Here is a 23,294-nt window from a genome sequence, read left to right as displayed (position 1 = left end):
TTTTCACTAGTCTTACCATTTTACCATTTATATTATTATTGTTAAGTTTAAATCCAAAAAAAGACGAGCTAGAAAACTCGTCTGTGTGAAAAGTAATTAGACTTGTACTCCTGCCAATAACTCGAAAGGACCTATAACAATTTGTGGGAATACTATCATAAGAATTATAATGATAACTTCAACCATCAAGAATGGCAAGACTGATTTTACAACTCTTTCCATGCTTATCCCGCCTGCTGCACTAGCCACATTAAGCACCGTTCCAACTGGTGGTGTAAGAAGTCCCATTACTATTGAAATTACAAATACAACCCCAAAATACACTTCATTTATTCCTGCTTCCTTGATTACTGGTAGCACAACAGGTGCTAGTATTAGGATAGTTGGGTTTACATCCATTGTTGTTCCAATAACAAGAATCAAGCCTAGGATTATTAACATCAATAGTCTAGGAGAGCCTATGAATGGATGAAGTAGATTAGACACTAGGATAGGTATATTAGCAACCGTCATTACCCAAGAAGAAATTGCTGATGCTGCAACAAGAAACATTATTGTAGCAGCTGATTTTGCTGAAGCAATAAGACCTTCTAATAAATCTTTTGGAGAAAGTTCCTTGTAGACAAATAAACCAATTATTAGGGAATAAACTACAGCAAAAACTCCAGCTTCTGTTGGTGTGAAAGCTCCAGTTTGAAGACCAAGCAAAATTCCAACTGGCATAAGGATAGCCCAAATAGCATCTGTTGTAGCCTTCATTCTCTCTTTGAAAGGCTTTTTGGCAAGTGGGCTAATGTTTCTTTTCTTAGCAACAATAAACCACATAATGGCTAAGCCGACTGATATGTATACAGCAGGTGCTACGCCAGCCAAGAATAGATGAGAAACTGGAATACTCGCCGTAACTCCAAGGACAATCATTGGTGCAGAAGGAGGCATGATTGGAGAAAGCAGGTTTGATGCTGCTACAAGTCCTGTTGCATCATCCCTGTCATAATTTGCCTTAACCATCATAGGGATAAGGATTCCGCCCAAAGCTGCTGTAGATGCTACTGCTGAGCCAACCATACTTGCAAACAACAAGGTTGCTATAATAGTTACATAACCAAGGCAACCTCTAAAATGTCCTACCCAAGCACTAGCAGCCTTTACTAACCTATTTGTAAGTCCACCCCTATTCATCAAATCTCCAGCCAACATGAAGAATGGCAAAGCCATCATAGAATAACTATCAGCACCATTAAACATATTTTGAGAAATTATTTGTACATCAAATCCATTTAGGTAAGCAAGCATGCTTACACCACTAAATATAAGAGCAAAAGCTATAGGTAAACCTATCGCCATCGATCCTAATAATGAAATTATAAATACTATTAGTGTCATTAGTCTATCTCCTTAACATCATGCTTGTTATTCTCAAATTCTTTTTCTATATAATCACTTGCTTGTAGTTTAAATTTGTCAGGATATTTTATAGCCAAATATATTTTCTCTACAGCCAATATCCCTATGCACACACTTGACAAAATACAGATTGAATACAGAAATGAGAAAGGAAGTCCCAAAACAGCAGTTCTTGCTCCACTACTTTGAATAACCATTTTTACTGACCCAAGCATTAAAATCACCATCATCACCAAAGAAATAACGTTTACAATAATGCTAGATATAATTTGCCCCTTCTTAGGAAATCTCTTAACCAACATATCTACTGATAAGTGCTCGCTTTCTCTCATAGCAACAATCGCCCCTATAAAGGTCATGAAAACAAAGGTATATCTTGAAACTTCTTCCGAAAAAGCAAGACCCGTATTAAATACAAACCTTAAAACTACATTAAGAAAAACAAAAACGACCATTATTCCCATCATAATCCCTAGCAAAATATCTATCAATTTGAAAAACTTTTTATAATTGTTCATGCATTTCTCCTATTTCACATCTTGAATTCTTTTGACAAGGTCTTCTGCCCAATCATACTTATTAAATAAATAATCATAAACAGGTTTAGCCATTTCTCTCATCTTCTTGAAGTCCTCTTCGCTTGGTTCAGTTATATTTATTCCTTTTTCCTTCAAGAATTTCTTATCATCTTCTATACTCTGCTCATATATGTCCCAAGCTCTTTGAGCTGTTAATTTTGCAGCCTTCTCAAAAACTGCTCTATCTTCTTCTGGCAAACTTTCAAGAAACTCCTTATTTCCTAACATTTCAATCGAAGATACCATGTGATTTGTTTCATAAATATCCTTAGAAACTGTATACCAACCTTCTTGTCTAAAGGTAGATAGAGGGTTGTCCTGGCCTTCTATAACTCCTTGCTCAAGAGAAGTAAATACTTCGCTCATATCCATTATTACAACATTTGCCCCTAAGGCCTCGGCAAGTTTTACATGGATAGGATTGTTAGGCATCCTTAGCTTTTGTCCCTTAAAGTCGTCTATAGATTTAAGGTCTTTTGATGATGAGAAAACCCTTGCACCATTAGGAGCCCAAGCCATAAACTTTAAAGGTTCTCTATCTTCTAGGTACTTTGCTATCTCATCGCCTATCTCTCCCTCATAAACTTTCCTAGCATGCTTAACATCTCTAAAAATAAAAGGGAAATCAGGTGTCGCCATCATATCTATCTCTGACCACATTACAGTTCCAACAGCTGTAATTTCTATAATTCCAGACCTTGTATAGTCAAAAAGTTGTTTTTCTCCACCAAGTCTACCAGAATCATATAATTGGACGTTATACCTACCTTCTGTTTCTTTCTCAATCATTGGCAGAAATACTTCTCTAATCGCAATATTTACAGGATGTGTCGGAGCGACAACTGTAGCTACTTTTACAAGTTGTCCTCCTTTTCCTGTGGTATCGTTTTTGCAAGAAGAGAATGAAAATAATAATACTAAAGCAAGTGCTAAACACAATATTTTATTTCTTTTCATTGCTCGCTCCCCTAAATTAATCTAGCATCAAAATTACTTTTTCAGTATAAACATCCTTATCCATTATCATCTTTATAGCATCTTCAACTTCTTCAAAGCTCATCTCATGGCTTACCAAATCATCAAAAGGAAGGCGTCCAGAATTATATCCCTCTATAACTTCAGGAAATCTCCTATTGCTTAATCTTGAACCAACAACATCGAGCTCCTTAGATGTAATATCTACCGAACAAATCTCTGAAGCTTGGGTAGAAAATCCTAAATTGACTACTGTACCAGCACTTGCTGCAAGTTTTACAGCTTGTTCAAATGTTTTTGGTGTGCATATAGCATCTACAACTACATCAGCCAATCTTCCATTATTGTATTTTTTAATAACCTCTGCTGGATCTTCGCTTCTAGCATCTATAGCAACCATTCCATATTTTTGGGCTCTTTCTAATTTCTTAGGGTCCATATCTGATGTGAATACCTTTGCCCCAAAATATTGAGAAACTCTTCCAACAGTTTGTCCAATACTGCCAGCTCCCATAACAAATACCACATCTCCTTCAGAAACCTTAGCCCTTTGATTTGCTTGAAATCCTATAGAGAATGGTTCAACTAGCACACTCTTATTCCATGGCATAGAAGGATCTAACTTGTAGGCTTGATGCTCTTTAACTACTATCTTCTCTTGGAAACCTCCGTCAACATGTACGCCCCTAACTTTTAGATCCTCGCAAATGTTTACCCTTCCTGTCTTGCAGTTTTTGCAATGTCCACAATTTATAACTGGATCTACAGCAACATGATCTCCTACACTTAGGTTCTTAACATCACTCCCAACTTCCTCAACTACGCCAGTCATTTCATGACCTATTATCCTTGGATATTTTGCCATTGGATTTGAGCCATTGTAAATTCCTATATCGGAACCACAAATTCCTACAGCCTTAATTTTTATTTTCACATCATCATTATCCTTGATTTGAATTTCTTCTAAATCGACAATCTCTAAATCATAAGGCTTATTAATTCTTACAGCTTTCATAAATTCCTCCAAAATTTTTCTTGTATTCTAGTATACTAGTATGCTTGTACTTATAGGGTAACATTATCCTCTTAGAATGTCAATACTTAATATATATTTTTATTAAAATCTGATATAATATAGGAGGTGATTAAATGAATTTTAAAGTTTTAGATAAAAAAAGCAAAGAAAAAACAAAAGAATATGTAATTCGTAACATGGTTTACAACATAGAATTTTTAAATTTAGAACCTGGAGAAAAGATAAGTGAAAACCAAATTTCAGAGCTTTTAAATTTGAGTAGAACTCCTGTAAGAGAAGCTTTCACAAGCCTTAGGGCAAATTTACTTATTGATGTAAAGCCTCAAATAGGAACTTTCATTTCATATTTTGATATTGATATGAGCAAAGAGCTTTTATTTTTTAGATCAAGTCTTGAGGAAAAAGCCGTTATAGAAGTGTGCAAGAAAGATTGCTTGGACAACTTAGAAGTTTTTAAGAAAATTATAGAAAAGGAAAAAATATTGCACAGTTCCAAAGAATTTGAAGAATTGTTGGCTCTTGATAATAAATTCCATAATCTTATCTTTGAAGAGCTAGGGTATAGAAAAATACCTTCAATTATCGAAAATAATACATCCTACTTGGTAAGGATGAGAATCCTTAGGCTAAAGGCTAATATTAGGGAAAAAAATTATATTGACGAGCACGAAAAAATCTTGCAGTTCATGATTAATAAAGACGCTGAAAATGCATCAAAAATACTTAAAAATCACATAAATGAACTTGTAGATGATATGAATGAGTTAAGTGAAAAATATCCAGACTATTTCAAAAGTTATAATTAACTTGATAAAATGTGGCAGTAAAAAGATTAAGCTGATTTCAAAAGTTGTCCTATAAGCAACTCAAGAAATCAGCTTGTTTATTATCTTACTTCCGCTTTTTTCTTGTCTTTATTTATTATTATTTGAAAAATTTATTTTCGATTTTTTCTTTTATAGCTTCAACGCTAAAGCCGAGTTCTTCTTGAACCAAATCTCCCTTGCCAGAAATTCCGAACCTGTCTATGCCTATATTTAGGCCACAAGCTCCTGTCCATTCTGCCCAGCCAAAAGTTGTCGCCATCTCGATTGATACTTTCTTTACTCCTTTTGGAAGGACTTCCTTCTTGTAGACCTCATCTTGGGCTCTGAAAAGTTCCATAGATGGCATTGATACTACTCTAATCTTCTTTCCTTCTTCTTCAAGAGCCTTTGCTGTATCAAGAGCTAAAGCCACTTCTGATCCTGTTGCTATTAAGATAAGGTCAGGATTTTCGCTATCCTTAATGATATAGGCACCCTTGTCAATATTATCTAAGTTTTCGGTTTCCTTTAAGTTTTTAACATTTTGACGAGTTAGGGCTATTACTACTGGGCTTGTTTTGCTTTCAAGGGCAACTTTCCAAGCAAGTCTTGTTTCATTTGCATCAGCTGGTCTTAGGACTATGGTGTTTGGTATTGCTCTAAGCATGGCAAGTTGTTCAATTGGTTCGTGGGTTGGTCCATCTTCTCCTACTGCTATTGAATCGTGGGTCATGGCATAGGTTAGAGGATGGCCTGATAGGGCTGATAGTCTTACTGCTGCTTTTAGGTAATCAGAAAATACAAAGAAGGTTGAAACATGGTGGAAGCTTCCGCCATGAGCCATAATACCATTACCTATTGCTCCCATGGCAAATTCACGAACCCCATACCAAATATTTCTGCCAGCAGGGCTTTCATCTCTAAAGGCTTCGGAGTCTTTGATATTTGTCTTATTTGATGAGAAAAGATCTGCTGATCCACCCCAGAAGTTTCTAGTGATTTTTGCCAAATCTTGGATGATTTCTCCACCAGATGCCCTAGTTGCGCTAGCCTTCATAGAAGAGTCGTATTTTCTAACTTTATCCATGAAGTTTTCAGGAAGTTCTCTATTAATTCCTGCCATTAATTCCTTGTAGTCTTCTGGATACTTTTCCTTGTAAGATTTTAATTTTTCATCCCAAAGCTCATTTGCTTCTCTACCATTCTTAGCAATGCCTTCACTAAAGACTTGGTAGACTTCTTCTGGAATTTCAAAATCTGCATAATTCCAACCATAAACTTTTTTTGCAGCAGCAAAATCTTCTGAACCGATTGGTGCACCATGAACCTTATTTGTACCTTCATTTACAGAGCCATAACCTATCACAGTCTTAACTTCTATTAGACTTGGAGCATTAGAATATCCCTTAGCAGTTTCTATAGCTTGGTAAATATCATCAAGATTATTTCCATCTTCTACCCTTAGATAATTCCAATTTTGTGCCTTAACCCTAGCTTCTACATTTTCAGAAAATGATGTTGTAAGGTCTCCATCTAGGCAGATTCCATTTGAATCATAAAGAACGATTAGCTTATTAAGCTTTAGATGACCCGCAAGGCTCATTGCCTCGTAGGAGACACCCTCCATAAGATCCCCATCCCCACAAAGAGCGAAGGTATAATGATCAATTATTTCTAAATCATTTTTGTTATAAAGAGCCGCCATGTGCTTTTCACAAATAGCTATGCCGACAGCTTGAGCTATACCTTGACCAAGAGGACCTGTAGTAACCTCAACTCCTTCGGTATGTCCAAACTCAGGATGGCCTGGAGTTAGAGAACCAATTTGTCTAAATTCCTTTAGATCATCCATACTAAGCTTATAGCCTGAAAGATGAAGCAAAGAATAAAGCATTGATGAACCATGACCTGCAGAAAGGATAAACCTATCCCTATCAAAAAACTTAGCATTTTTAGGATTAGCCTTTAGTATCTTGTTATACAAAACATAAGCCATTGGAGCAGCTCCCATAGGAAGACCCGGATGACCACTATTTGCTTTTTCAATCTGAGCTATAGACAAAGCTCTTATAGCATTAACTGCCAAAGTATCATTATTAGTAAACATTTAATCTCCTTTATAATTCGTTCTACCTTATACTTTACTATAAATTTCAAGTATTTTTAGATATATAAAAGGTCTTAGACGAAAATATTAACTATTTATTATTATTTATAGACCTAGAGGGAAAGACTATAAATCATTTATCTAAAATATTTCATTTCTTATAAAATCACATGTTTTTTAGTTCTAGCAAAGAACTCCTCAAGCTTTGGAAAAAGACTCAGTATAGACTTGTTGCAATACGTATAAACAAAAAGCACCAATTTCTTGATGCCTTTAGCCTTATTTCCTGTATAATCTAGCCAAAATCAAAGCTCCTTCTGATGGGTTTGTGTATGGCTTTTCAATTTTGATTTGATTTTTGGAATTTTCTTCTATTTTCTTTATTAATTTTTCACCTAAATTAAAGATGCCACCTGAATAAGAAACCTTTACTTCACCTTTAAAGTTTAGGCCCTTGATTATAGAATCTATTACTAGTGCGGCTTCTTTTGAGATTTCTTCAAGGAGAAGATAGCAATAAGGATCATCTTTTTCTAGGCCTTCGGAGAAAATTTTTGATAGGTCAGCTATCTCGTCCCTTCTCATTTTTTCTGCCATATCTATTATTTCCATATCATCTTTTAGACCTAAGCTTTGTCTAATTAAGTCATAGAGGATTGTCCTATCACATCTTCCATCGCTCATCTTTGTGAAATGATTTAGGATTTTAAGGCCTATATAATAACCACTTGCTTCATCGCCAAGAAGGGGACCCCAGCCGCCAGATCTCATAGAATTTCCTTCTTCATCTACTCCATAGCCAATTTGTCCTGTTCCTAGGACAAGATTTATACCAGGCTTTGCATTAAGACTTCCCGCCCAGCCATTTACACAGTCATTAGCTACAGTAAATCTGTCAGAAGCTATGGCCTTGCTAATTCCTTCATCAATGTAGCTAACAGTATCTGGATATTGACCATAGCCTGGAGCTGCAACGAAGGTGTAGAGGATTTCTTCTGGCTTTATGCCTGCTTTATTACATACTTCATCTACTCCAAGCTTCATTATTTCGAAAAATTGTTGTCTTGTTATTTGTTTTGGGTGGATGGTGATTTGCTTTGACTTAAATCTTTTGCCATCGACATCTAGAAGAAAGGCGGTTTTTGTGCCTCCTCCATCTACCCCAAGGTATATTTCTTTTGGCATTTTTTCTCCTTTATGTTTTGATTTATTGACTTAATTTTATTTTACTACGCTCTTCAATTATAGAATAGATAATTTATTAAAATTACTTACTTTCCTTCGGGATAATTTAAAAAAGACTCAAGAGTCTTTTTTAAATTACTTTTTCCTTATTCTCTTTCTTGTATCTAGGGCTACTGTTAGGATTATTAGGATACCCTTTATGATTATTTGGACATAGGAGTTAAGTCCTATGTAAAGGAGGCCGTAGTTTATTACTTGAAGGATTATTGATCCTAAAACTATGCCTGGTATAGTTCCTATTCCTCCTGAGAAGGATACTCCACCGATAAGACAGGCTTCGATTGCGTCTAGGTCGTAGGCTTCTCCTGTAGTTGTCGTTACAGAACCTAGTCTTGGTCCTTCCAAAAATCCTGATAGACCATACATGATACCGGATATGATAAAGACTATCATGATGGTTTTTGTTACATTTATACCTGATACTTCTGCAGCTTCTGGGTTACCACCTACTGCAAACATATTTTTACCTAGAACTGTTTTGTTCCATATAAACCACATGATAATTGATGCTATTACCGCATATATTATCAGATAAGGAAATTGCAAATTACTTCCAGGTATTGTGAACCCTCCCCTTACTACATTGGCATATTTTTCATCAAAGCCTCCTATAGGTTGAGGTCCGTAAGGGTTTGAAGCTATAAATAATTGCAAGATACCAAATATAGCAAGTTGAACACCTAGGGATGTTATGAAGGCGTGTAGTTTTAGATAGGCTACACCAAATCCGTTAAAGGCCCCGCACACAGCACCTATTGCTACTGCAGCCAAAAGACCTAGGAGAAGGGATGGTTTTTGGATATTAGGAAAGAATTTTTGGGCAAAGCCTGGTGATTGTAAAAGAGCACCAGCTATGGCCGCTGTAAATCCAACTATCCTTCCTGCAGAAAGGTCTGTTCCTGCTAGTATTAGTAGACCTCCTGTTCCAAGGGCTATAAAAAGCCTTGTTGATGTTTGCGATAGGATGTTGATTATGTTTCTTGGATTGGTTATAAAGGTAGGATCTACCATAATTATTCCCACTATTAGGGCTGCAATTATAATAATCAGAGCGTTGTTTAGTATAAATTCTTTGAAATTGAATTTCTTTGTTTCTGTGTTTTCCATAATTCACCTATACATACATAGCCTGTAGGGCCATGATTTTTTCTTGTGTTAAATTTTCATCATTATCTTCTATGCCAGCAAGTCTTCCATTACTCATTACCATAATTCTATTACAAATCATTTGTAATTCTGCCATTTCTGATGAGATGAAGAGGACTGATTTGCCAGTGCTCGCAAGCTCTTCTATTAGTTTGTAGATTTCATATTTGGCACCTACATCTATTCCCCTGGTTGGTTCATCTAGCAAAAGAACATCTGGGTCTGTTAGAAGCCAACGACCTATGATGACCTTTTGTTGGTTACCACCTGATAAGTCCATAATCTTGGTGTGTTGGCTTGGAGTTTTGACCTTCATTGATTCTATTACCTTACTAGTATTTTCTTTGAGGGCCTTGTCATTTACTATGCCATTTTTTGAATAAGCTTTGATGTTTGCTATGGTTGAGTTAAATCTTATATCTGCGTAAGGATAGATACCTGTGGCTCTTCTTTCTTCTGTAACTAGGGCAAAACCGTTTTTTATGGCTTCTTCTGGGTTTTTATTTTCCACTTCCTTGCCATTTAGAATAATCTTGCCTGTTGCTTTTTTCCTGATACCGAAAATTGTTTCAACTAATTCTGTTCTTCTAGATCCTACAAGACCAGCAAGTCCCAAGACTTCGCCCTTTTTTAGATAAAAACTTACATCTGTAACTGATGGTTTGTATTTTCCTGTAAGATTTTTGACTTCTAATAAAATCTCATCTCTTATATATTTATCAGCATTAAAGCTTGTTGAATCAAGCTTTCTGCCTACCATTAACCTTATGATTTCATCCTTGCTAAGTTCAGATGCCTTTTTTTCTGCTATAAATTCTCCGTCACGCATGACTGTTACATAATCTGAGATTGACAAAATCTCTTCCATCTTGTGAGATATGTAGATTATTCCTACACCCTCAGCTCTCAATTTGTTTATTATTTCAAATAATTTTTCCACTTCATTTTCGGTTAGGGAGCTGGTAGGCTCGTCCAATACCAAAATTTTTGCATCGTAAGATACTGCCTTAGCAATTTCTATAAGCTGTCTTTCAGCTACTGAATACTTGCCAATAATTTTTTTCGGATCAAAGTCTAATCCAAGTCTATCAAAGAGGTCTTGGGTTTTCTTATACATTTGTTTACTATCTATTATTCCATGCTTTGCAGGAAATCTCCCAAGCATTATATTTTCTGCAACAGATCTCATAGATACTTGGTTAAGTTCTTGGTGGACCATGGCAACCCCACTATCTAGGGCATCCTTTGTTCCCTTATAAGAAACCTTGTTACCATCTATGTAAATATCTCCGCCATCTGGTGTATATATACCAAATAAACACTTCATAAGAGTAGACTTTCCTGCACCATTTTCTCCCATCAAGGCGTGAACAGTGCCTTTTTGTAAGGTAAAGTCGACCTTATCTAGGGCTTTAACCCCTGGGAAGGTCTTGGTTATGGCTCTCATTTCTAATAAATTACTCATATCTTCCTCTTTATAGTATTACAGTCTATATAAGAAACTTATATAGACTGTATGTGCTACTTATTATTTACCTGTGTAGATTTGATAGTCAATTCTTATTGATTTTTTATCTGCTCCAAGTTTATAGTCTGTTCCTTTAATGAAGTCATTGTTTGCTAACCTATTTTTCATTGTGTCGATTAGAGCTTTTGCCATTCCTTCAGCATCTTGTTTAACTGTTCCTGACATAGTGCCTTTGTCGATTTCTGCTACTGCAAGGTCAGTTGCGTCAACCCCAACAACTACCATGTTGTCTTTTGATGAACCTGTGTTCATTCCAACTGCTTGAAGGGCTGAGATAGCACCTATTGCCATACCGTCGTTGTTGGCTATTACAGCATCAATGTTATCTTGGTTTGTTTGTAGCCAAGTATCCATAGCTGTTTTTGCCTTATCTGTATCCCATTTAGCATCTTGGAAGGCAACTTCGTTTACTTTTATGCCATTATCTTTTAGGGTTTTAACTGAAAATTCTGTTCTAGCTTGAGCTTCTGGGTTATCAAGACCACCATTGAGCATTACATAATCCAAAACTCCGTTTTTGTTTCTATCCATATCGCCTTTTTTCCAAAGGTCTGTTAGGATTTGTCCTTGCATCTTTCCAGCTTCTGGAGCGTCAGTTCCTATGAATATGAAGTCCTTTAGGTCATCTTCCTTCATTGATTCTGTCATATCTCTATTGAAGAAAGCTGTAGGAATACCGCTAGCTTTGATAGTTTCCATAGCTGTTGGAGCTGCAGAAATATCCACTATATTCATAAAGATTCCGTCTACACCTTGAGCAATGATATTGTTAAGTTGGTCTGTTTGGGTACCTTGGTTATTTTGACCATCTTGGAATACCAATTCGATTGAATCATCATCCTTATCTAATTTCTCTAGTTGTTGACGAACTGAAGCTATGTAAGTATCAGATCCATTGTAGAGAAGAACGGCGATTTTCTTAGCCTTGCCATCAGATTTCTTTTCGTCCTTTCCCTCATCCTTTTTAGCTTGATCTTCTGTTTTGGTCTCTTCTTTAGCATCATCAGCTGGCTTATTGCCACCACAAGCTGTAAGGCCAAGTGAAAGTGCCATCACTAGTGCTAGTCCTGTAAACTTTTTAATATTCATAAATTCCTCCCTTTGAATATTATAATAAACGATTTCCCGTTCTATAACATTATACCCTGAAATCGCCTTTTACAAGCATATTTTATGCTAAGCTTGTTTTTATGATTTTAATATATATTAAAAAAGAAATTTTGTCAACACTTTCCTACAAAAGTAAACATTTGGACACTTTATTTTAATATTGAATAAGAATGAATAATAATGTTTACCTAGTGATAATTCTTCCGCTTGCTGAAATTTGCTTGTTAGTGATGATATAATTAAAGAAAGGAGTTTATATGAAAATTATTTTAGCTGTTGATAAAAATTGGGGAATCGGCAAGAATGGCAAGATGCTTTTTCACATAAAAAAAGACCTAGGTCATTTCAAAGAACTTACTAGTGGCAATATTTGTATTATGGGAAGAAAAACCTATGAGTCCATGGGAGGGGCTCTTCCTAACAGAGAAAATCTTATTCTTAGTAGAAATAAGACTTACCAAGCCCCAGACGCCTTGGTATTTAACGATTATAGGGATATCTTCTCCTACCTAGAGGATAAGGATAAAGAGGTTTTTGTAATAGGTGGAGAAAAAATCGTAGAGCTTTTCCTAGATTTTTGTGATGAGGCAATTATTACAAAAATTTATGCAGAAAGGCTTGCTGATAGTTTTCTTCACAACTTCGATTCAGATGATAGATGGGAAGTTATTAGTAAATCTGATATTATGGAAGAAAATGGGGTATCTTTTCAATATATAGTTTATAGGAGGATTATAGATGAGTAAAATAGAAATTTTTGTTAGTGATAAGTGCCCAGATTGCGCTTTGCTTATTAGAGATAGGATAGAAAATCCTGATAAATATAAGGGCCTTATTTTTTATAATATAACTGAATCAATGGCAAATCTCAAGAGATTTCTATATTATAGGGATAGGCTAGAAGGCTTTGAAGATGTAAGAGAGGCCTGTCGAGTTGGCGTTCCTTCTAAGGTTATTGATGAAAGGGATGTAGAATTTTTATAGATTAGTTTAGAAATATAAAGCCCTAGCAAAGATTTCACAGAGAAATCTCGCTGGGGCTATATTTGTGCTTAGTTGGTTTTTAATTATTTATAGAATTTCTTGAATTTTTGCCTTTAATTTTTTTGTATCTTCAAGTACCCTTGGGCTATCCATAATCGCCCTTACCACGCAGATTCCATCTGCTCCTGAGCCTTGTAGGATGTCAATATTATCAATATTTAGACCACCTATGGCGTAAACATCAATAGCGACATTTTTTTTAATTTCTCTTAGGGTCTCTACACTTGTCCTTTTGGTCTTAACGTGGGTCTTAGTTTCATAAATAGCTCCAACTCCAAGATAGTCAGCCCCTTCTTCTTCACACTTTTTGCCAGCTTCAACAGACTTGGCAGTCGCTCCTATAAGGGCATCTTTTCCCAATAGTTTTCTTGCAAGGCTTATTGGCATATCGTCACTTCCTAGGTGAACTCCAACCCCCAAGGCCCAGGCGAGATGAGGCTTATCATCTATTAGCATAGGAACCTTGTATGAGTCGCAAAGGTCTTTTACTTTTTTTCCTAAAGCTAGAATTTCCCTATCAGTCTTATCTTTTTCCCTTAGTTGGAGGATGTCGACCCCTCCCTTTAGGGCATCTTCAATTCTTTGAAGAAATTCTTCTTCAGTATATTTGTCAGAGTTTGTTACCAAATAAAGTTTTTTCAAAATTTTACCTCTCTTATTTTGGCTCTTTGGATTATTTCATCGTCACTTATGGTTGATATTTCATCCATCAAATTTACATAGAAAGTCCCAAGTCTATCAGTGTCAGCTTTCTCAGAAGAAACCTCAAGGAGCAAAAGGCCTGTTAGACAAGCCGAAATTGGATCTGCCACTGCCATAAAGCTTGAGATAAGACCTGTAAGCATACAGCCTGTAGCGGTTATCCTCGATAAGTTTTCTACTCCATTTTCTATAAGAAAATACCTATCCTCATCTACTAAAAGGTCAATCTTTCCTGTAAGTAGGATAGTAGCTTGATATTTTTTAGAAAGCTTTCTTGCCATATAGGAAAGCTCCTTAATATTTTCATCAGAAATTTCATCAGCCCTACCTACATCTATGCCGATTGCCTCACTCTTTTCTCCACATAGGGCCTTGATTTCGGAGCTATTTCCCTTTATTAAGTCGAAATTATCCTTAGCAAGTAAGTCTTTAGCGTAATTTAGGCGAAGGCTTGAAGCTCCGACACCTACCACATCTATGGCGGTAGGAATTTTTACCTCATTTGCTTTTCTAACCGCCCTGGCCATGGCAAGCATCCTTTCACTAGTTATATTACCCAAATTTATGCTCAAAGACTTTGCCATGTTTACAATTTCACTAACCTCATCTGGGTGAGCCGCACAAATTGCCTTAGCTCCTATGCCAAGGATGGTATTTGCGACCATGTTTATGGCGATTGGATTTGTTATGGCGTGGATTAAGGGAGAAGTTTCTTTTAATTTTTCCCTATTTATTAAAATCTGACTTAGATTTTTCATAAACATTTACTCCGAGTTTCCTTTGGATAGGATATAGAACCTTTGCCCTTTGGAGGGTCTTTAGGAAGATATAGGCAACTGATCCACCAATCATTGTAGCTATCAAAAAGCTTGGAAGATAGAAATACCATGTTATATCTCCCTTGCCCCAAAGTAGGGCCATGACTGGGTAAGAAGCTATTGAGCCTATAATACCTGTGCCTATTATTTCTCCAATAACGCAGGCAAGGATTGATCCCTTGCTTTTTCTATATAGGTAACCTGAGAAAAAAGCTCCAAAAACTTGACCAGTTATGGCAAGAGGAGGGATACCCAAAAGGCTCATCCTTATGGCAGCTGTAATTATTCCATTAGCCAAACTATACCAAGGTCCCAGAAAAACTGAGCAAACTATATTTACAAAGTGAGCTGTAGGAGCGAAACCCTCAAACCTAAGGATAGGTGAAATCACAACTCCTATGGCTACAAACATCGAAAGAGTTACCAAGATTAAAATTTTTCTTTTGTTTTCCATAATTCTCCTATACATTTATATAATCGGTAAAGACTGGGGTCATACCGATTTTCTTTAGGTCATCGTAGGCATCCTTCGCTGACCTAGCATCGTCTATCTCGAATTGTTCGTCACCCTCATCCGCACTTTTCTTTGACCTATGACCTATTGATGTGTCTACTGAGGCAGAAATTTTAGTTGCCCCGTATTTTACAGCAAGGTCTCTAAAGTCTTTGGACTCACGAGTAGAAAGGGTGATAGAGACAAATGGCAAGAAGATTCTTATGGCAAGCATGATTTGGAAGAATTTCTTATCATCAACTATGTTGAAATTAAGAGTATCATCTGCTCCATGGGTTGGCCTTATCCTTGGAAGGGAGATAGCAATTTCTGCCTTAGGATATTTTTTTTGAATTTCCTTGGCGTGTATAGCAAGCTTAAAGGCATCTTCGATTGGATCAGCCAAACCAAAAAGTGCACCAAAACCAACTCCCCTAAAGCCAGCCATTAGGGCACGCTCTTGGGTGTCAATCCTATAATTAAAGCTTCTCTTATGACCTGATGGATGATAGTAGTCGAAGGCTTTTTTGTTGTAGGACTCTTGAAAAACAGTAACAAAATCAGCCCCTGCCTCTTTCAAGATCTTGTATGAGTCGATATTGGTTGGATAAACTTCAATTCCTACCACTTTAAAATACTTACTGGCAATCCTACAAGCATCCGCTATATAATCAACCGAGGAAAATCTCTCGCTTTCTCCAGTAAGGATCAGAACATCCTCTATGCCAGTTTCAGCCAAGGCCTTCATCTCTTCTTCTATCTCTTCATAATTAAGCTTAGCTCTTTTGATATCGCTTTTTGCTCTAAAACCGCAATATCTACAAGAGTTTTCGCAGTAATTTGCTATATAGATTGGAGAAAATAGGCAGACATTATTACCAAAATATCTTATCCTCTTTTCCCTGGCAAGCTCTGCCATCTCTTCAAGATGATCTTCTGCCTTATCGCTTAGGAGATTATAGAAATCCCTATCGGTCAAATCCCTAGCATTAAGACTTGCTATAAGTTCACCCTCACTTACCTCTAGATCTTTAACTTCTTCGTAGGCCCTTAGGACCTTATCTTTTATATCTGATTGTATTATATCCATTTCTGGAAAATAATCATTAACACTTTTAATATTCATATCAGTCAAAAAAGTCCCTTAGTGGTGATGATGGATCTGCTCCCTTATCCAAAACCCTACCTGGTCTTGCAAGGTAGGCACATCTACCTGCTTCTATTCCTAACTTGAAGGCCTTTGCCATCAAAGTTATATCTGATGCACTAGCAATTCCAGTATTAGCCATTATGGCAGCTGCTCCCATTTCCATAGCCTCAGCCGCATGGCTTGGAACACCTATTCCAGCATCTACAATTACAGGAAGGTCAATCTCATCAATTATTATCTTTATAAAATCTCTTGTAGCAAGACCCCTATTTGAGCCAATTGGACTTGCAAGAGGCATAATGGAAGCGGCTCCCGCATCTCTTAAATCTCTGGCAAAGTTAAGGTCTGGATACATATAAGGAAGGACTACAAAGCCTTCTTTAGCGAGAACTTCGGTTGCCTTTAGGGTTTGGTCATTATCTGGCAAGAGATATTTTGTATCTCTCATAATCTCGATTTTTACAAAATTGCCACAGCCCATCTCCCTAGCTAGTCTTGCTATCCTAATGGCTTCATCTGCATTTCTTGCTCCAGAAGTATTTGGGATAATTGTCACATCTTTTGGAATATAGTTTAATATATTTGCTACATCCTTGGTGTTTGCTCTTCTTAGAGCAACTGTAATCATTTGTGCTCCAGCAGATTCTACTGCCGCATCAATTAATTCTGGTGAATATTTTCCAGAACCCAAGATAAATCTTGATTCGAATTTTTTATCTCCTAAGATTAAATAATCTTTATTTTCCATTTTCTTCTCCTACGATAATTTTAATAGCGCATAGGGCTTCAAGACTTGCAATAATTGCAACATAAGGAAAGAAGAGGCCATCTTCTACTTCAGACTTGAAATCTCCTATCATAGTCACATTCTCAATTTCTTTGATTTTTATATCGGAAAGACTCCCAAGTCCAGATAGACCTGAGCCCATAATGAGTTTTTTATCTTTTTTTCCTAAAAAATAATCAAAAACCAAGGCTTTCATCTCTTTCTTGTCAAAGGCTTCTATAAAAATATCAGTCTTTTTGCTTAACTGGTCCAAGTTTTCCCTAGAAATCTTAATTTCCTCGGCAAAAACTTTGGTGTAGGGAATAGTTTCCTCTATTTTTTTCTTAGTTTGAAAAACCTTGGACTTGCCCAAATCATTCATATCATAATTTTGCCTATTGAGATTAGAATATTCGACCTTGTCAAAGTCATATAGGTAGACACTGCCAAGACCACACCTACTAAGCTCCATAGCAATGTTAGATCCAAGACCTCCACAACCTAAAATAGACACAGAGGCTCCCTTTAAGATTTCATTAATTTCTGGTCTTTGTCTTTTTAAAATTTCTTCTCTTAAATCCATATCAACCCCCTCCAACAAAGGAGAACACCTCCACCTTGGAAGAATCTTTCATAAGGAAAGTATCAAAATCAGCTCTTTTTACAAGCTTCTCATCAACTTCGCAGGCTAGAAAGTCTGGATTGAAATTATTTCTAAGGAGAAACTCTCTTAGATTTTCATTTTCTACAAAAGAAACTTCCTTATCATTTAATTTAATCATCAAATCACCTCCTCAAAAAAAGGCACAAAAAGGATAACCATACCCGAGGTGGTATGCCCCTTTTAGTGCCTAATGACAATTTAACATATTAAGTTTATCCTTATCTTAGCTAAAAATAATGTAGCATTCTACAGCTAGCCTTCGTACTCTTGGAGGGAGGCTTTAAGGGGGTTTCGATTCCCCCTCCAAAGCCCCCTCCAAACCTCCCCGCAAACTTCACCCCACAAACGACCCTTGCAGGGGGCGAAAAAGGTAGAAAGGCACTTCGTGCTTTCTTTTTAGTAAGTTGTAAATCTTAACAGATTGAAATACTAGCTAATGTCTATTTTCTATTGATGATTTTTATCATAAAAATAGACCCCTACTAGGGGTCTTTAAACTTTTTGCTTTGTTTTTTAGCTTTCTTACGCAGGTTTTAACCTAACAAGTTTAAAGGGTTAATGGATATCCATCTCTCAGCTATTTGCACCCCTAGCTAATTTTATTATAAAACATTTTTGGATTTTTTTCAATATTTACTCAACAGATTTTAAAGCTTCAAGCATATCGACATTTTTTAGCTTTTGATAGATTAATAGTCCCAAGCCTATTGTTATTAAAAGGATTATTATAAGCGGAATTATAAAGGATGTGCAGGTTAGGGCTGGATTAAACATAACTTCTGCTGGTGGTACAACTTTTAAGATATATTTAAACAAGATATCTCCAAGTCCGTAGCCTAGGAGTAGACCTAGGATGGTTAGAAAAATTGTTTCCCTATAAATGTACATCGTTACTTCCTTATCATAAAAACCCAAGACCTTGACTGTAGATAGTTCCCTTATTCTTTCTTGAAGGTTAATATTGGTCAAGTTGTATAAGATTACAAGAGAAAGAAGGGTCGCTACAAGTATTATCAAAACCATGATTTTGTTTAGGGCTTGGACTATAATTTGGGTTTGCCTTTCTATAAGAGTATTTGAAACTACTGTCTTAACTCCTTTCTTATCCATAAATTCCGAACCTATTTTATTAGTATTTGCTAGGCTATCATCTACTAGGCTAATCACATCTGCATTGGCCTTATAGTCTCTCGCAAATACCTTCTTGTAGTATTTGTCTGACATGAAGACAAAATGTCCTGCATACATTTCAGTAATAGCTGAAACCCTGACTTTCCTTTCAACATCATTAGCATCGAGGAGGGTCATTTCATCACCAATCCTAAGATTAAGTATGTCAGCAAGCCTTTCGGAGATCACTACTCCCTCATCATTTAATTTGATTTTTTCTTTGCTTTTCCTATTTCTAAGGTCTACAAACTTATTGACCTCATCAATCCTGTCACTGGCTAGGAGATTTATTTCTTGTTTATCTCCAAATTTTCCAGCTTTTTTAGTCATTTTTTCATAATGTATAGGCAAGTGGCTTTGGATATCCTTTGAAGCTAGTAGGTCATAAATTTCTTTTTCCTCATCCTTATCCATATTCTTCTTATAAGAAGCTATTAAATCATAGTTGATTATTTCTTCAAATTGGCTTTTTTCGATTCCTGCTATTGATTTTTGAACAGAAAATCCTGCAAAAAGCAAGGTCATTCCCCCTGCTACTCCAAAAATTGTCATTAACATTCTCTTTTTATAACGGAAGATGTTTCTAGCCGTTACCTTTTGGATAAAACCAAGACTTGACCATATAGGGGTGATTCTTTCCAAAAGGATTGATGAACCCTTGGCAGGAGCCTTTGGCATTAGAAGGCTTGTTGGCTTTTCTGTAAGTTGCTTTTTTGCTACTAGATAAGCTGGTAAGACTGAACTTAACAAAGAAAGAACTATCGCAAATACGCTTATCCTTGGATAAAATTTTAGGTACATTCTAGCTACGCTAAAGTTTTTTCCATAGGCACCGTAAACTATACTTGGTAGGAGAATGTGGCCTAGGATAATTCCTAGTAGAGTTCCACTAAGACCTGCAAAAAGTCCGTAAAGGGTAAATTTCTTTATTACATCTCTATCATCATAGCCCAAGGCAACTAGGGTTCCGTTGTTTATTCTTTCTTCATCGACAAATCTCGTCATTGTTGTAAGAGTAACAAGAGAAGCCACAAAGTATAAGAATACAGGGAAGATATTTGAAAGCTTGTCGACAATATTAGCGACTATTTGATAGATGGTGTAGCCTGCGAAACCAAGGGCCTCTCTTCTGCTTGAAACCATGTAGGTTGGTTCTTCAAGGCTTGCCATGACCTTCTTTGCATCTTTTATCTTATCTTCTCCAGTCTTGATTTTATCCTTTGCATCTTTAGACTTTTTCTCAAATTCACTAAGACCATCTTGGTAAAAAGCTTCTTTTTCTGCCAATTCTTTTTTAGCTTGCTTGTATTTAGCTAAGTTTTTGCTGTAGATCGCATCATTTCTGGATAACTTATCAAAGCCTTCTTTCCATGCCCTTAGACCTTGGTAGTATTTTTCTAAGTTTTCCTCATAGCTTATCCTAGCTTTTTGATAGAGAACTAGGGAATTTTCATAGCTAGCTTTCGCATGATCTATGTCTTTTTTCTTAGCCTTTAGCTGTGCATATGATTTCTCAATATCATTTTGCCCTTCTATAAGGATTTTTTCCTTAGCTTCTAGTTCTTCTTTCGCCCTAGCTAATTTTTCATAAGAAGAATCTAAGTCATATCTTTTGCTTTCTAGGATTTTCTTTCCTTCTTCATATTGTTTTAGGCTATTTTCATCAAGCCGACTTTCCTTTAACTTATCTAGCTTCGCTAGCTCTTCCTTAGTGTAAGCAAGTTTTCTTGAAAGTTCTTGGTTTTTTTGGTCAAGCTTAATCTTTTCTTCATCACTCAAGGCTTCTTGGCTAAGTTTCTTACTAAGTTCTTCCTTGCTAGTTTCTAGATTTGTAATACTTTGACTAAGCTCTTCTTCCTTAGCTCTAAATCCATCAATTTTTGCACCTTTTGTTGCAAGGTCTGCCTCAGCCTTAGAAAGCTCCTTATTTTTCTCATCTAACAAGGATTTATTGGCCTCATAATCTTTTTTTCCCTTCTCCAGCTTAGCTTGACCTTTTTCTAAGTCACTTTTTTTGCCAGCTAGAATTTTTTCCCCAGACTCTATCCTATAAGCCCCATCATCAATCTTATCTTTAGCATCATCTAATTGCTTTTTAGAGTCTAGCAACTTATCCTTGCCCTTATCTAGCATCTCTTTGCCACTAGCAAGGTCAAGCCATTTTTCATCCAATATTTTTCTGCCCTGATCTAAGGAATTTTTAGCAGACTCTAGGCGTGTATTAGCTTCTTCTAAGTCTTTTTTTCCTTTAGCTAGCTTACTTTTAGCCTCATCTAGCCTTCTTTGCTTATCCTTAATTTCATCATTAGCATAAGTAATCTTAGCTTCTGCCTTATCAATCTCATCTTGCATCTTTCCTTTTACAAGGCCTAGCCTGTGCTTGCCTTGTTTTTCCAACAAAGAATCCAAATCTTGGCTGTGGGCTTCGATTTTGTCCCTATAGAGGTCAGAGTAAGGATCTAGATTTTCTGTATCGGTAAATTTAATCCTTGCTATCATATAATAATCAGAAGAAAAATTATCTGCCAAAGTATAGGCCAAGCCCGACAAGTTTCCATCTCCAGCACTTGAAGGCCCCATATTCACATAAGACATATACTCTGCACTATCAGCAAAACCAACCACCCTATAGGTGTGAATTTTAAGGACGTCCTTGCCATCAAGGCCTGCCTTTTCACTTAGCTTAATCTTATCTCCAAGTTTATAAGTATCTCTCATGTTGGTAGAAAGAATAATATCTGTTGGTTTTTTTAAATCTTCTCCCTCTTTAAGTATATATTTGGAAATAGTCTCTGGCCTAGAGAAAACTCTTATGGCTGTATCGGTATTTGAGATTTTCACATCCTTAAAATACCCATATTCAACCTTATCCTCGCCACTTGCTTTTTCAATCTCTAGCCTATCATCCTTATCAATTCCCATAGAGGCAATTACACTTATATCAAAAAGATTAGTTTGGTCAAAATAATCCCTACTTGTAGCTCTCATATTAGGGCCTGTTACCTTTAGACCAACAAGGGCAAAAGAGCCTATCATCATCAAAAGGAAAATAGAAAAAAACCTAGCCCTAGATGATGTGAATGATTTTTTAATGCTTTTTTTCAAAGTATTCATAAGAACCTACCATTCCAAATCAACAATATCTGCTGGATTTTCGTTTACATCAATAGCTTCTACACTTGCATTTCTCACATGAATAACCTTATCAGCAATAGGGGCTATAGCAGAATTGTGGGTTACAATAATTACAGTAACATTTTTCTCTCTCGCCATATTTTGGAGAATCTTTAAAACTTGCTTACCTGTTTGATAGTCAAGGGCTCCAGTAGGCTCATCACAAAGGAGTATCTTCGGATTTTTAGCAATAGCACGAGCTATTGCGACTCTTTGTTGCTCCCCACCCGATAATTCAGCTGGAAAATTGTTCATCCTCTTTCCAAGTCCCACATCCCTTAATACTTTCTCAGAATCGAGGGCATCCTTAACAATATCCGATGCGAGCTCCACATTTTCCTTAGCGGTGAGGTTTGCAACTAGGTTATAAAATTGAAAAACAAAGCCTACATCATTTCGCCTGTAGCCAGTAAGCTCCTTCTTGTTTAAGTTCGCTATATTTTTTCCATCAATTATAACATCACCCTTACTATTAGTATCCATTCCTCCCAGGATATTGAGGATAGTTGACTTGCCTGCTCCAGAGTTACCCAATATTATAACAAGCTCGCCCTTGTCAATAGTAAAGTTCACATCTCTGTTAGCTACTACTTCATTTTGTTTGCCTTCATTATATATTTTATAAGAATTCTTCATTTCTATATAAGCCATCTTAATAATTCCTTTCATAAAATTAAATATCTTAACTCATAGATAGAATTTACTAGCTTGATAGGCACTTACAATCATTAATTTAAGGCTAGTGTCTAGTTATTAGACAAATGTATGTATTTGATGGTAAAATTTATCTAAGGAGAAATTATGAGAAAGGAAATAAACTCTTATAACACTAAACTAAGTCTGGCTAAAAGTCTAAAGGATCTACTTAAAACCAAGTCCTTCGCCAAGCTTACAGTCACAGAAATTATTAAAAAAAGCGAGGTAAATAGAAATACCTTCTACTATCATTTTGAAGATATCTACGACTTATTAAGGTGGACCTTGGAACAAGAGGCAATCGAGAAGGTTAGAAACTACGATTCCATAGATGATATAGACAAGGCCATTGACTTCACCCTAGACTACATCAAAGACAACCAAGCCTTTCTAAGGAATGTTTTATTTTCAGTCGGAGAAAGGGACCTAAAGAGATTTTTGGCAAAAGATTTTAAAGAAATCGTCAAAAATTTTATAGTTTTAGGAGAAGAAAGACTCGGAAAGATAATTGATGATTCCTACAGAAGTTTCCTAACAGATTACACAACTGAGGCTATAACAGGAATACTCACAGAAATCATCACAAAAAAAGATCCCGTCTCCAAGGACAGAATCAATTATTTTATTCAAATCACCATCACAAGCTCCCTTACAGCAGCTATCAATAATTACGTTTCTT

22 protein-coding genes and 1 riboswitch are annotated in these 23,294 nt (G+C 36.2%); of the genes, 4 read left to right on the top strand and 18 right to left on the bottom strand.

All coding sequences use genetic code 11. From position 1 onward, the window contains the following. Positions 1 to 96: 96 nt before the first annotated feature. The 4 genes from HMPREF0077_RS03985 to HMPREF0077_RS03970 are packed head-to-tail and all read right to left on the bottom strand — an operon-like array spanning position 97 to position 3,975. Complete coding sequence (locus tag HMPREF0077_RS03985; protein ID WP_004836679.1) at positions 97 to 1,386, bottom strand: TRAP transporter large permease; 1,290 nt, start codon at positions 1,384 to 1,386, stop codon at positions 97 to 99. Continuing rightward, positions 1,386 to 1,925 (bottom strand): TRAP transporter small permease, encoded by a 540-nt coding sequence (locus HMPREF0077_RS03980; protein ID WP_004836678.1) that lies wholly within the window; start codon positions 1,923 to 1,925, stop codon positions 1,386 to 1,388. Before HMPREF0077_RS03980 ends, HMPREF0077_RS03985 begins: the two co-directional genes overlap by 1 nt. Positions 1,926 to 1,934: 9 nt before the next feature. Continuing rightward, positions 1,935 to 2,942, bottom strand: coding sequence for a TRAP transporter substrate-binding protein (locus tag HMPREF0077_RS03975; RefSeq protein ID WP_004836677.1), 1,008 nt, complete (start codon positions 2,940 to 2,942; stop codon positions 1,935 to 1,937). 16 nt (positions 2,943 to 2,958) lie between these two features. Continuing rightward, entirely contained in the window at positions 2,959 to 3,975 is a 1,017-nt protein-coding gene (locus tag HMPREF0077_RS03970; RefSeq protein WP_004836676.1) for a zinc-binding alcohol dehydrogenase family protein, read from the bottom strand. 134 nt (positions 3,976 to 4,109) lie between these two features. Between HMPREF0077_RS03970 and HMPREF0077_RS03965 the strand changes: the two genes are divergently transcribed. After that, a complete protein-coding gene (locus HMPREF0077_RS03965) occupies positions 4,110 to 4,802 on the top strand; it encodes a GntR family transcriptional regulator (protein WP_004836675.1) in 693 nt (230 codons plus the stop codon). 118 nt (positions 4,803 to 4,920) lie between these two features. On the opposite strand, the gene tkt is transcribed toward HMPREF0077_RS03965, so the two are convergent. The 5 genes from tkt to HMPREF0077_RS03940 all read right to left on the bottom strand — a co-directional run bounded on the left by tkt (position 4,921) and on the right by HMPREF0077_RS03940 (position 11,917). Further along, positions 4,921 to 6,909, bottom strand: a complete 1,989-nt coding sequence (gene tkt, locus HMPREF0077_RS03960) for a transketolase (protein WP_004836674.1) — start codon at positions 6,907 to 6,909, stop codon at positions 4,921 to 4,923. Between the two features lie 279 nt (positions 6,910 to 7,188). Continuing rightward, positions 7,189 to 8,094 (bottom strand): N-acetylglucosamine kinase, encoded by a 906-nt coding sequence (locus tag HMPREF0077_RS03955; protein ID WP_004836673.1) that lies wholly within the window; start codon positions 8,092 to 8,094, stop codon positions 7,189 to 7,191. A gap of 135 nt (positions 8,095 to 8,229) precedes the next feature. Further along, positions 8,230 to 9,261, bottom strand: a complete 1,032-nt coding sequence (locus HMPREF0077_RS03950; RefSeq protein WP_004836672.1) for an ABC transporter permease subunit — start codon at positions 9,259 to 9,261, stop codon at positions 8,230 to 8,232. Positions 9,262 to 9,268: 7 nt separating this feature from the next. Then, positions 9,269 to 10,765, bottom strand: a complete 1,497-nt coding sequence (locus HMPREF0077_RS03945) for a sugar ABC transporter ATP-binding protein (RefSeq protein ID WP_004836671.1) — start codon at positions 10,763 to 10,765, stop codon at positions 9,269 to 9,271. Between the two features lie 63 nt (positions 10,766 to 10,828). Next, positions 10,829 to 11,917, bottom strand: coding sequence for a galactose ABC transporter substrate-binding protein (locus tag HMPREF0077_RS03940; RefSeq protein WP_004836670.1), 1,089 nt, complete (start codon positions 11,915 to 11,917; stop codon positions 10,829 to 10,831). A gap of 278 nt (positions 11,918 to 12,195) precedes the next feature. Between HMPREF0077_RS03940 and HMPREF0077_RS03935 the strand changes: the two genes are divergently transcribed. Together HMPREF0077_RS03935 and HMPREF0077_RS03930 are read left to right on the top strand one after the other, a co-directional pair. Then, positions 12,196 to 12,684: a dihydrofolate reductase gene (locus HMPREF0077_RS03935; RefSeq protein ID WP_004836669.1), complete on the top strand. Its 489-nt coding sequence runs from the start codon at positions 12,196 to 12,198 to the stop codon at positions 12,682 to 12,684. Next, a complete protein-coding gene (locus HMPREF0077_RS03930) occupies positions 12,677 to 12,922 on the top strand; it encodes a hypothetical protein (protein WP_004836668.1) in 246 nt (81 codons plus the stop codon). The genes HMPREF0077_RS03935 and HMPREF0077_RS03930 overlap by 8 nt, the downstream gene beginning before the upstream one ends. An 87-nt stretch (positions 12,923 to 13,009) precedes the next feature. Here HMPREF0077_RS03930 and thiE read toward each other — a convergent pair whose 3' ends face one another. The 9 genes from thiE to HMPREF0077_RS03885 all read right to left on the bottom strand — a co-directional run bounded on the left by thiE (position 13,010) and on the right by HMPREF0077_RS03885 (position 22,570). Continuing rightward, a complete protein-coding gene (thiE, locus tag HMPREF0077_RS03925) occupies positions 13,010 to 13,624 on the bottom strand; it encodes a thiamine phosphate synthase (RefSeq protein WP_004836667.1) in 615 nt (204 codons plus the stop codon). Then, on the bottom strand, positions 13,621 to 14,442 hold the full coding sequence (gene thiM / locus HMPREF0077_RS03920) for a hydroxyethylthiazole kinase (RefSeq protein ID WP_004836666.1): 822 nt from the start codon (positions 14,440 to 14,442) through the stop codon (positions 13,621 to 13,623). Before thiM ends, thiE begins: the two co-directional genes overlap by 4 nt. Continuing rightward, complete coding sequence (thiW, locus tag HMPREF0077_RS03915; protein WP_040349395.1) at positions 14,411 to 14,956, bottom strand: energy coupling factor transporter S component ThiW; 546 nt, start codon at positions 14,954 to 14,956, stop codon at positions 14,411 to 14,413. Before thiW ends, thiM begins: the two co-directional genes overlap by 32 nt. Before the next feature lie 7 nt (positions 14,957 to 14,963). Further along, on the bottom strand, positions 14,964 to 16,121 hold the full coding sequence (thiH, locus tag HMPREF0077_RS03910; protein ID WP_004836664.1) for a 2-iminoacetate synthase ThiH: 1,158 nt from the start codon (positions 16,119 to 16,121) through the stop codon (positions 14,964 to 14,966). 1 nt (position 16,122) lies between these two features. Then, the gene (locus tag HMPREF0077_RS03905; protein ID WP_004836663.1) at positions 16,123 to 16,893 is read right to left on the bottom strand and encodes a thiazole synthase; all 771 of its coding nucleotides are present in this window, start codon (positions 16,891 to 16,893) and stop codon (positions 16,123 to 16,125) included. Continuing rightward, on the bottom strand, positions 16,883 to 17,494 hold the full coding sequence (thiF, locus tag HMPREF0077_RS03900; protein WP_004836662.1) for a sulfur carrier protein ThiS adenylyltransferase ThiF: 612 nt from the start codon (positions 17,492 to 17,494) through the stop codon (positions 16,883 to 16,885). Before thiF ends, HMPREF0077_RS03905 begins: the two co-directional genes overlap by 11 nt. 1 nt (position 17,495) lies before the next feature. Beyond that, positions 17,496 to 17,693, bottom strand: coding sequence for a sulfur carrier protein ThiS (gene thiS, locus HMPREF0077_RS03895; RefSeq protein ID WP_004836661.1), 198 nt, complete (start codon positions 17,691 to 17,693; stop codon positions 17,496 to 17,498). Positions 17,694 to 18,077: 384 nt separating this feature from the next. Beyond that, positions 18,078 to 18,176: riboswitch (TPP riboswitch) on the bottom strand. A 32-nt stretch (positions 18,177 to 18,208) separates the two neighbouring features. Further along, positions 18,209 to 21,859 (bottom strand): ABC transporter permease, encoded by a 3,651-nt coding sequence (locus HMPREF0077_RS03890; protein ID WP_040349393.1) that lies wholly within the window; start codon positions 21,857 to 21,859, stop codon positions 18,209 to 18,211. Between the two features lie 6 nt (positions 21,860 to 21,865). Beyond that, entirely contained in the window at positions 21,866 to 22,570 is a 705-nt protein-coding gene (locus tag HMPREF0077_RS03885; RefSeq protein WP_040349392.1) for an ABC transporter ATP-binding protein, read from the bottom strand. A 150-nt stretch (positions 22,571 to 22,720) separates the two neighbouring features. Between HMPREF0077_RS03885 and HMPREF0077_RS03880 the strand changes: the two genes are divergently transcribed. Further along, positions 22,721 to 23,294: TetR/AcrR family transcriptional regulator C-terminal domain-containing protein (locus HMPREF0077_RS03880; protein WP_004836658.1), on the top strand; the 574-nt coding region annotated here is incomplete at its 3' end.

This window comes from Anaerococcus tetradius ATCC 35098 (genome assembly GCF_000159095.1).
GTDB classification, from domain to species: Bacteria; Bacillota; Clostridia; order Tissierellales; family Peptoniphilaceae; genus Anaerococcus; species Anaerococcus tetradius.
The sequence above is the reverse complement of the archived record's forward strand: the minus strand, read 5'-3'. Positions and strand labels throughout refer to the sequence as shown.

Excerpts from the sequence above, each read along its gene's own strand:
- HMPREF0077_RS03985 (WP_004836679.1), bottom strand. The coding sequence starts at position 1,386 with ATGACACTAATAGTATTTATAATTTCATTATTAGGATCGATGGCGATA.
- HMPREF0077_RS03980 (WP_004836678.1), bottom strand. The coding sequence starts at position 1,925 with ATGAACAATTATAAAAAGTTTTTCAAATTGATAGATATTTTGCTAGGG.
- HMPREF0077_RS03975 (WP_004836677.1), bottom strand. The coding sequence starts at position 2,942 with ATGAAAAGAAATAAAATATTGTGTTTAGCACTTGCTTTAGTATTATTA.
- HMPREF0077_RS03970 (WP_004836676.1), bottom strand. The coding sequence starts at position 3,975 with ATGAAAGCTGTAAGAATTAATAAGCCTTATGATTTAGAGATTGTCGAT.
- HMPREF0077_RS03965 (WP_004836675.1), top strand. The coding sequence starts at position 4,110 with ATGAATTTTAAAGTTTTAGATAAAAAAAGCAAAGAAAAAACAAAAGAA.
- tkt (WP_004836674.1), bottom strand. The coding sequence starts at position 6,909 with ATGTTTACTAATAATGATACTTTGGCAGTTAATGCTATAAGAGCTTTG.
- HMPREF0077_RS03955 (WP_004836673.1), bottom strand. The coding sequence starts at position 8,094 with ATGCCAAAAGAAATATACCTTGGGGTAGATGGAGGAGGCACAAAAACC.
- HMPREF0077_RS03950 (WP_004836672.1), bottom strand. The coding sequence starts at position 9,261 with ATGGAAAACACAGAAACAAAGAAATTCAATTTCAAAGAATTTATACTA.
- HMPREF0077_RS03945 (WP_004836671.1), bottom strand. The coding sequence starts at position 10,765 with ATGAGTAATTTATTAGAAATGAGAGCCATAACCAAGACCTTCCCAGGG.
- HMPREF0077_RS03940 (WP_004836670.1), bottom strand. The coding sequence starts at position 11,917 with ATGAATATTAAAAAGTTTACAGGACTAGCACTAGTGATGGCACTTTCA.
- HMPREF0077_RS03935 (WP_004836669.1), top strand. The coding sequence starts at position 12,196 with ATGAAAATTATTTTAGCTGTTGATAAAAATTGGGGAATCGGCAAGAAT.
- HMPREF0077_RS03930 (WP_004836668.1), top strand. The coding sequence starts at position 12,677 with ATGAGTAAAATAGAAATTTTTGTTAGTGATAAGTGCCCAGATTGCGCT.
- thiM (WP_004836666.1), bottom strand. The coding sequence starts at position 14,442 with ATGAAAAATCTAAGTCAGATTTTAATAAATAGGGAAAAATTAAAAGAA.
- thiW (WP_040349395.1), bottom strand. The coding sequence starts at position 14,956 with ATGGAAAACAAAAGAAAAATTTTAATCTTGGTAACTCTTTCGATGTTT.
- thiH (WP_004836664.1), bottom strand. The coding sequence starts at position 16,121 with ATGAATATTAAAAGTGTTAATGATTATTTTCCAGAAATGGATATAATA.
- HMPREF0077_RS03905 (WP_004836663.1), bottom strand. The coding sequence starts at position 16,893 with ATGGAAAATAAAGATTATTTAATCTTAGGAGATAAAAAATTCGAATCA.
- thiF (WP_004836662.1), bottom strand. The coding sequence starts at position 17,494 with ATGGATTTAAGAGAAGAAATTTTAAAAAGACAAAGACCAGAAATTAAT.
- thiS (WP_004836661.1), bottom strand. The coding sequence starts at position 17,693 with ATGATTAAATTAAATGATAAGGAAGTTTCTTTTGTAGAAAATGAAAAT.
- HMPREF0077_RS03890 (WP_040349393.1), bottom strand. The coding sequence starts at position 21,859 with ATGAATACTTTGAAAAAAAGCATTAAAAAATCATTCACATCATCTAGG.
- HMPREF0077_RS03885 (WP_040349392.1), bottom strand. The coding sequence starts at position 22,570 with ATGGCTTATATAGAAATGAAGAATTCTTATAAAATATATAATGAAGGC.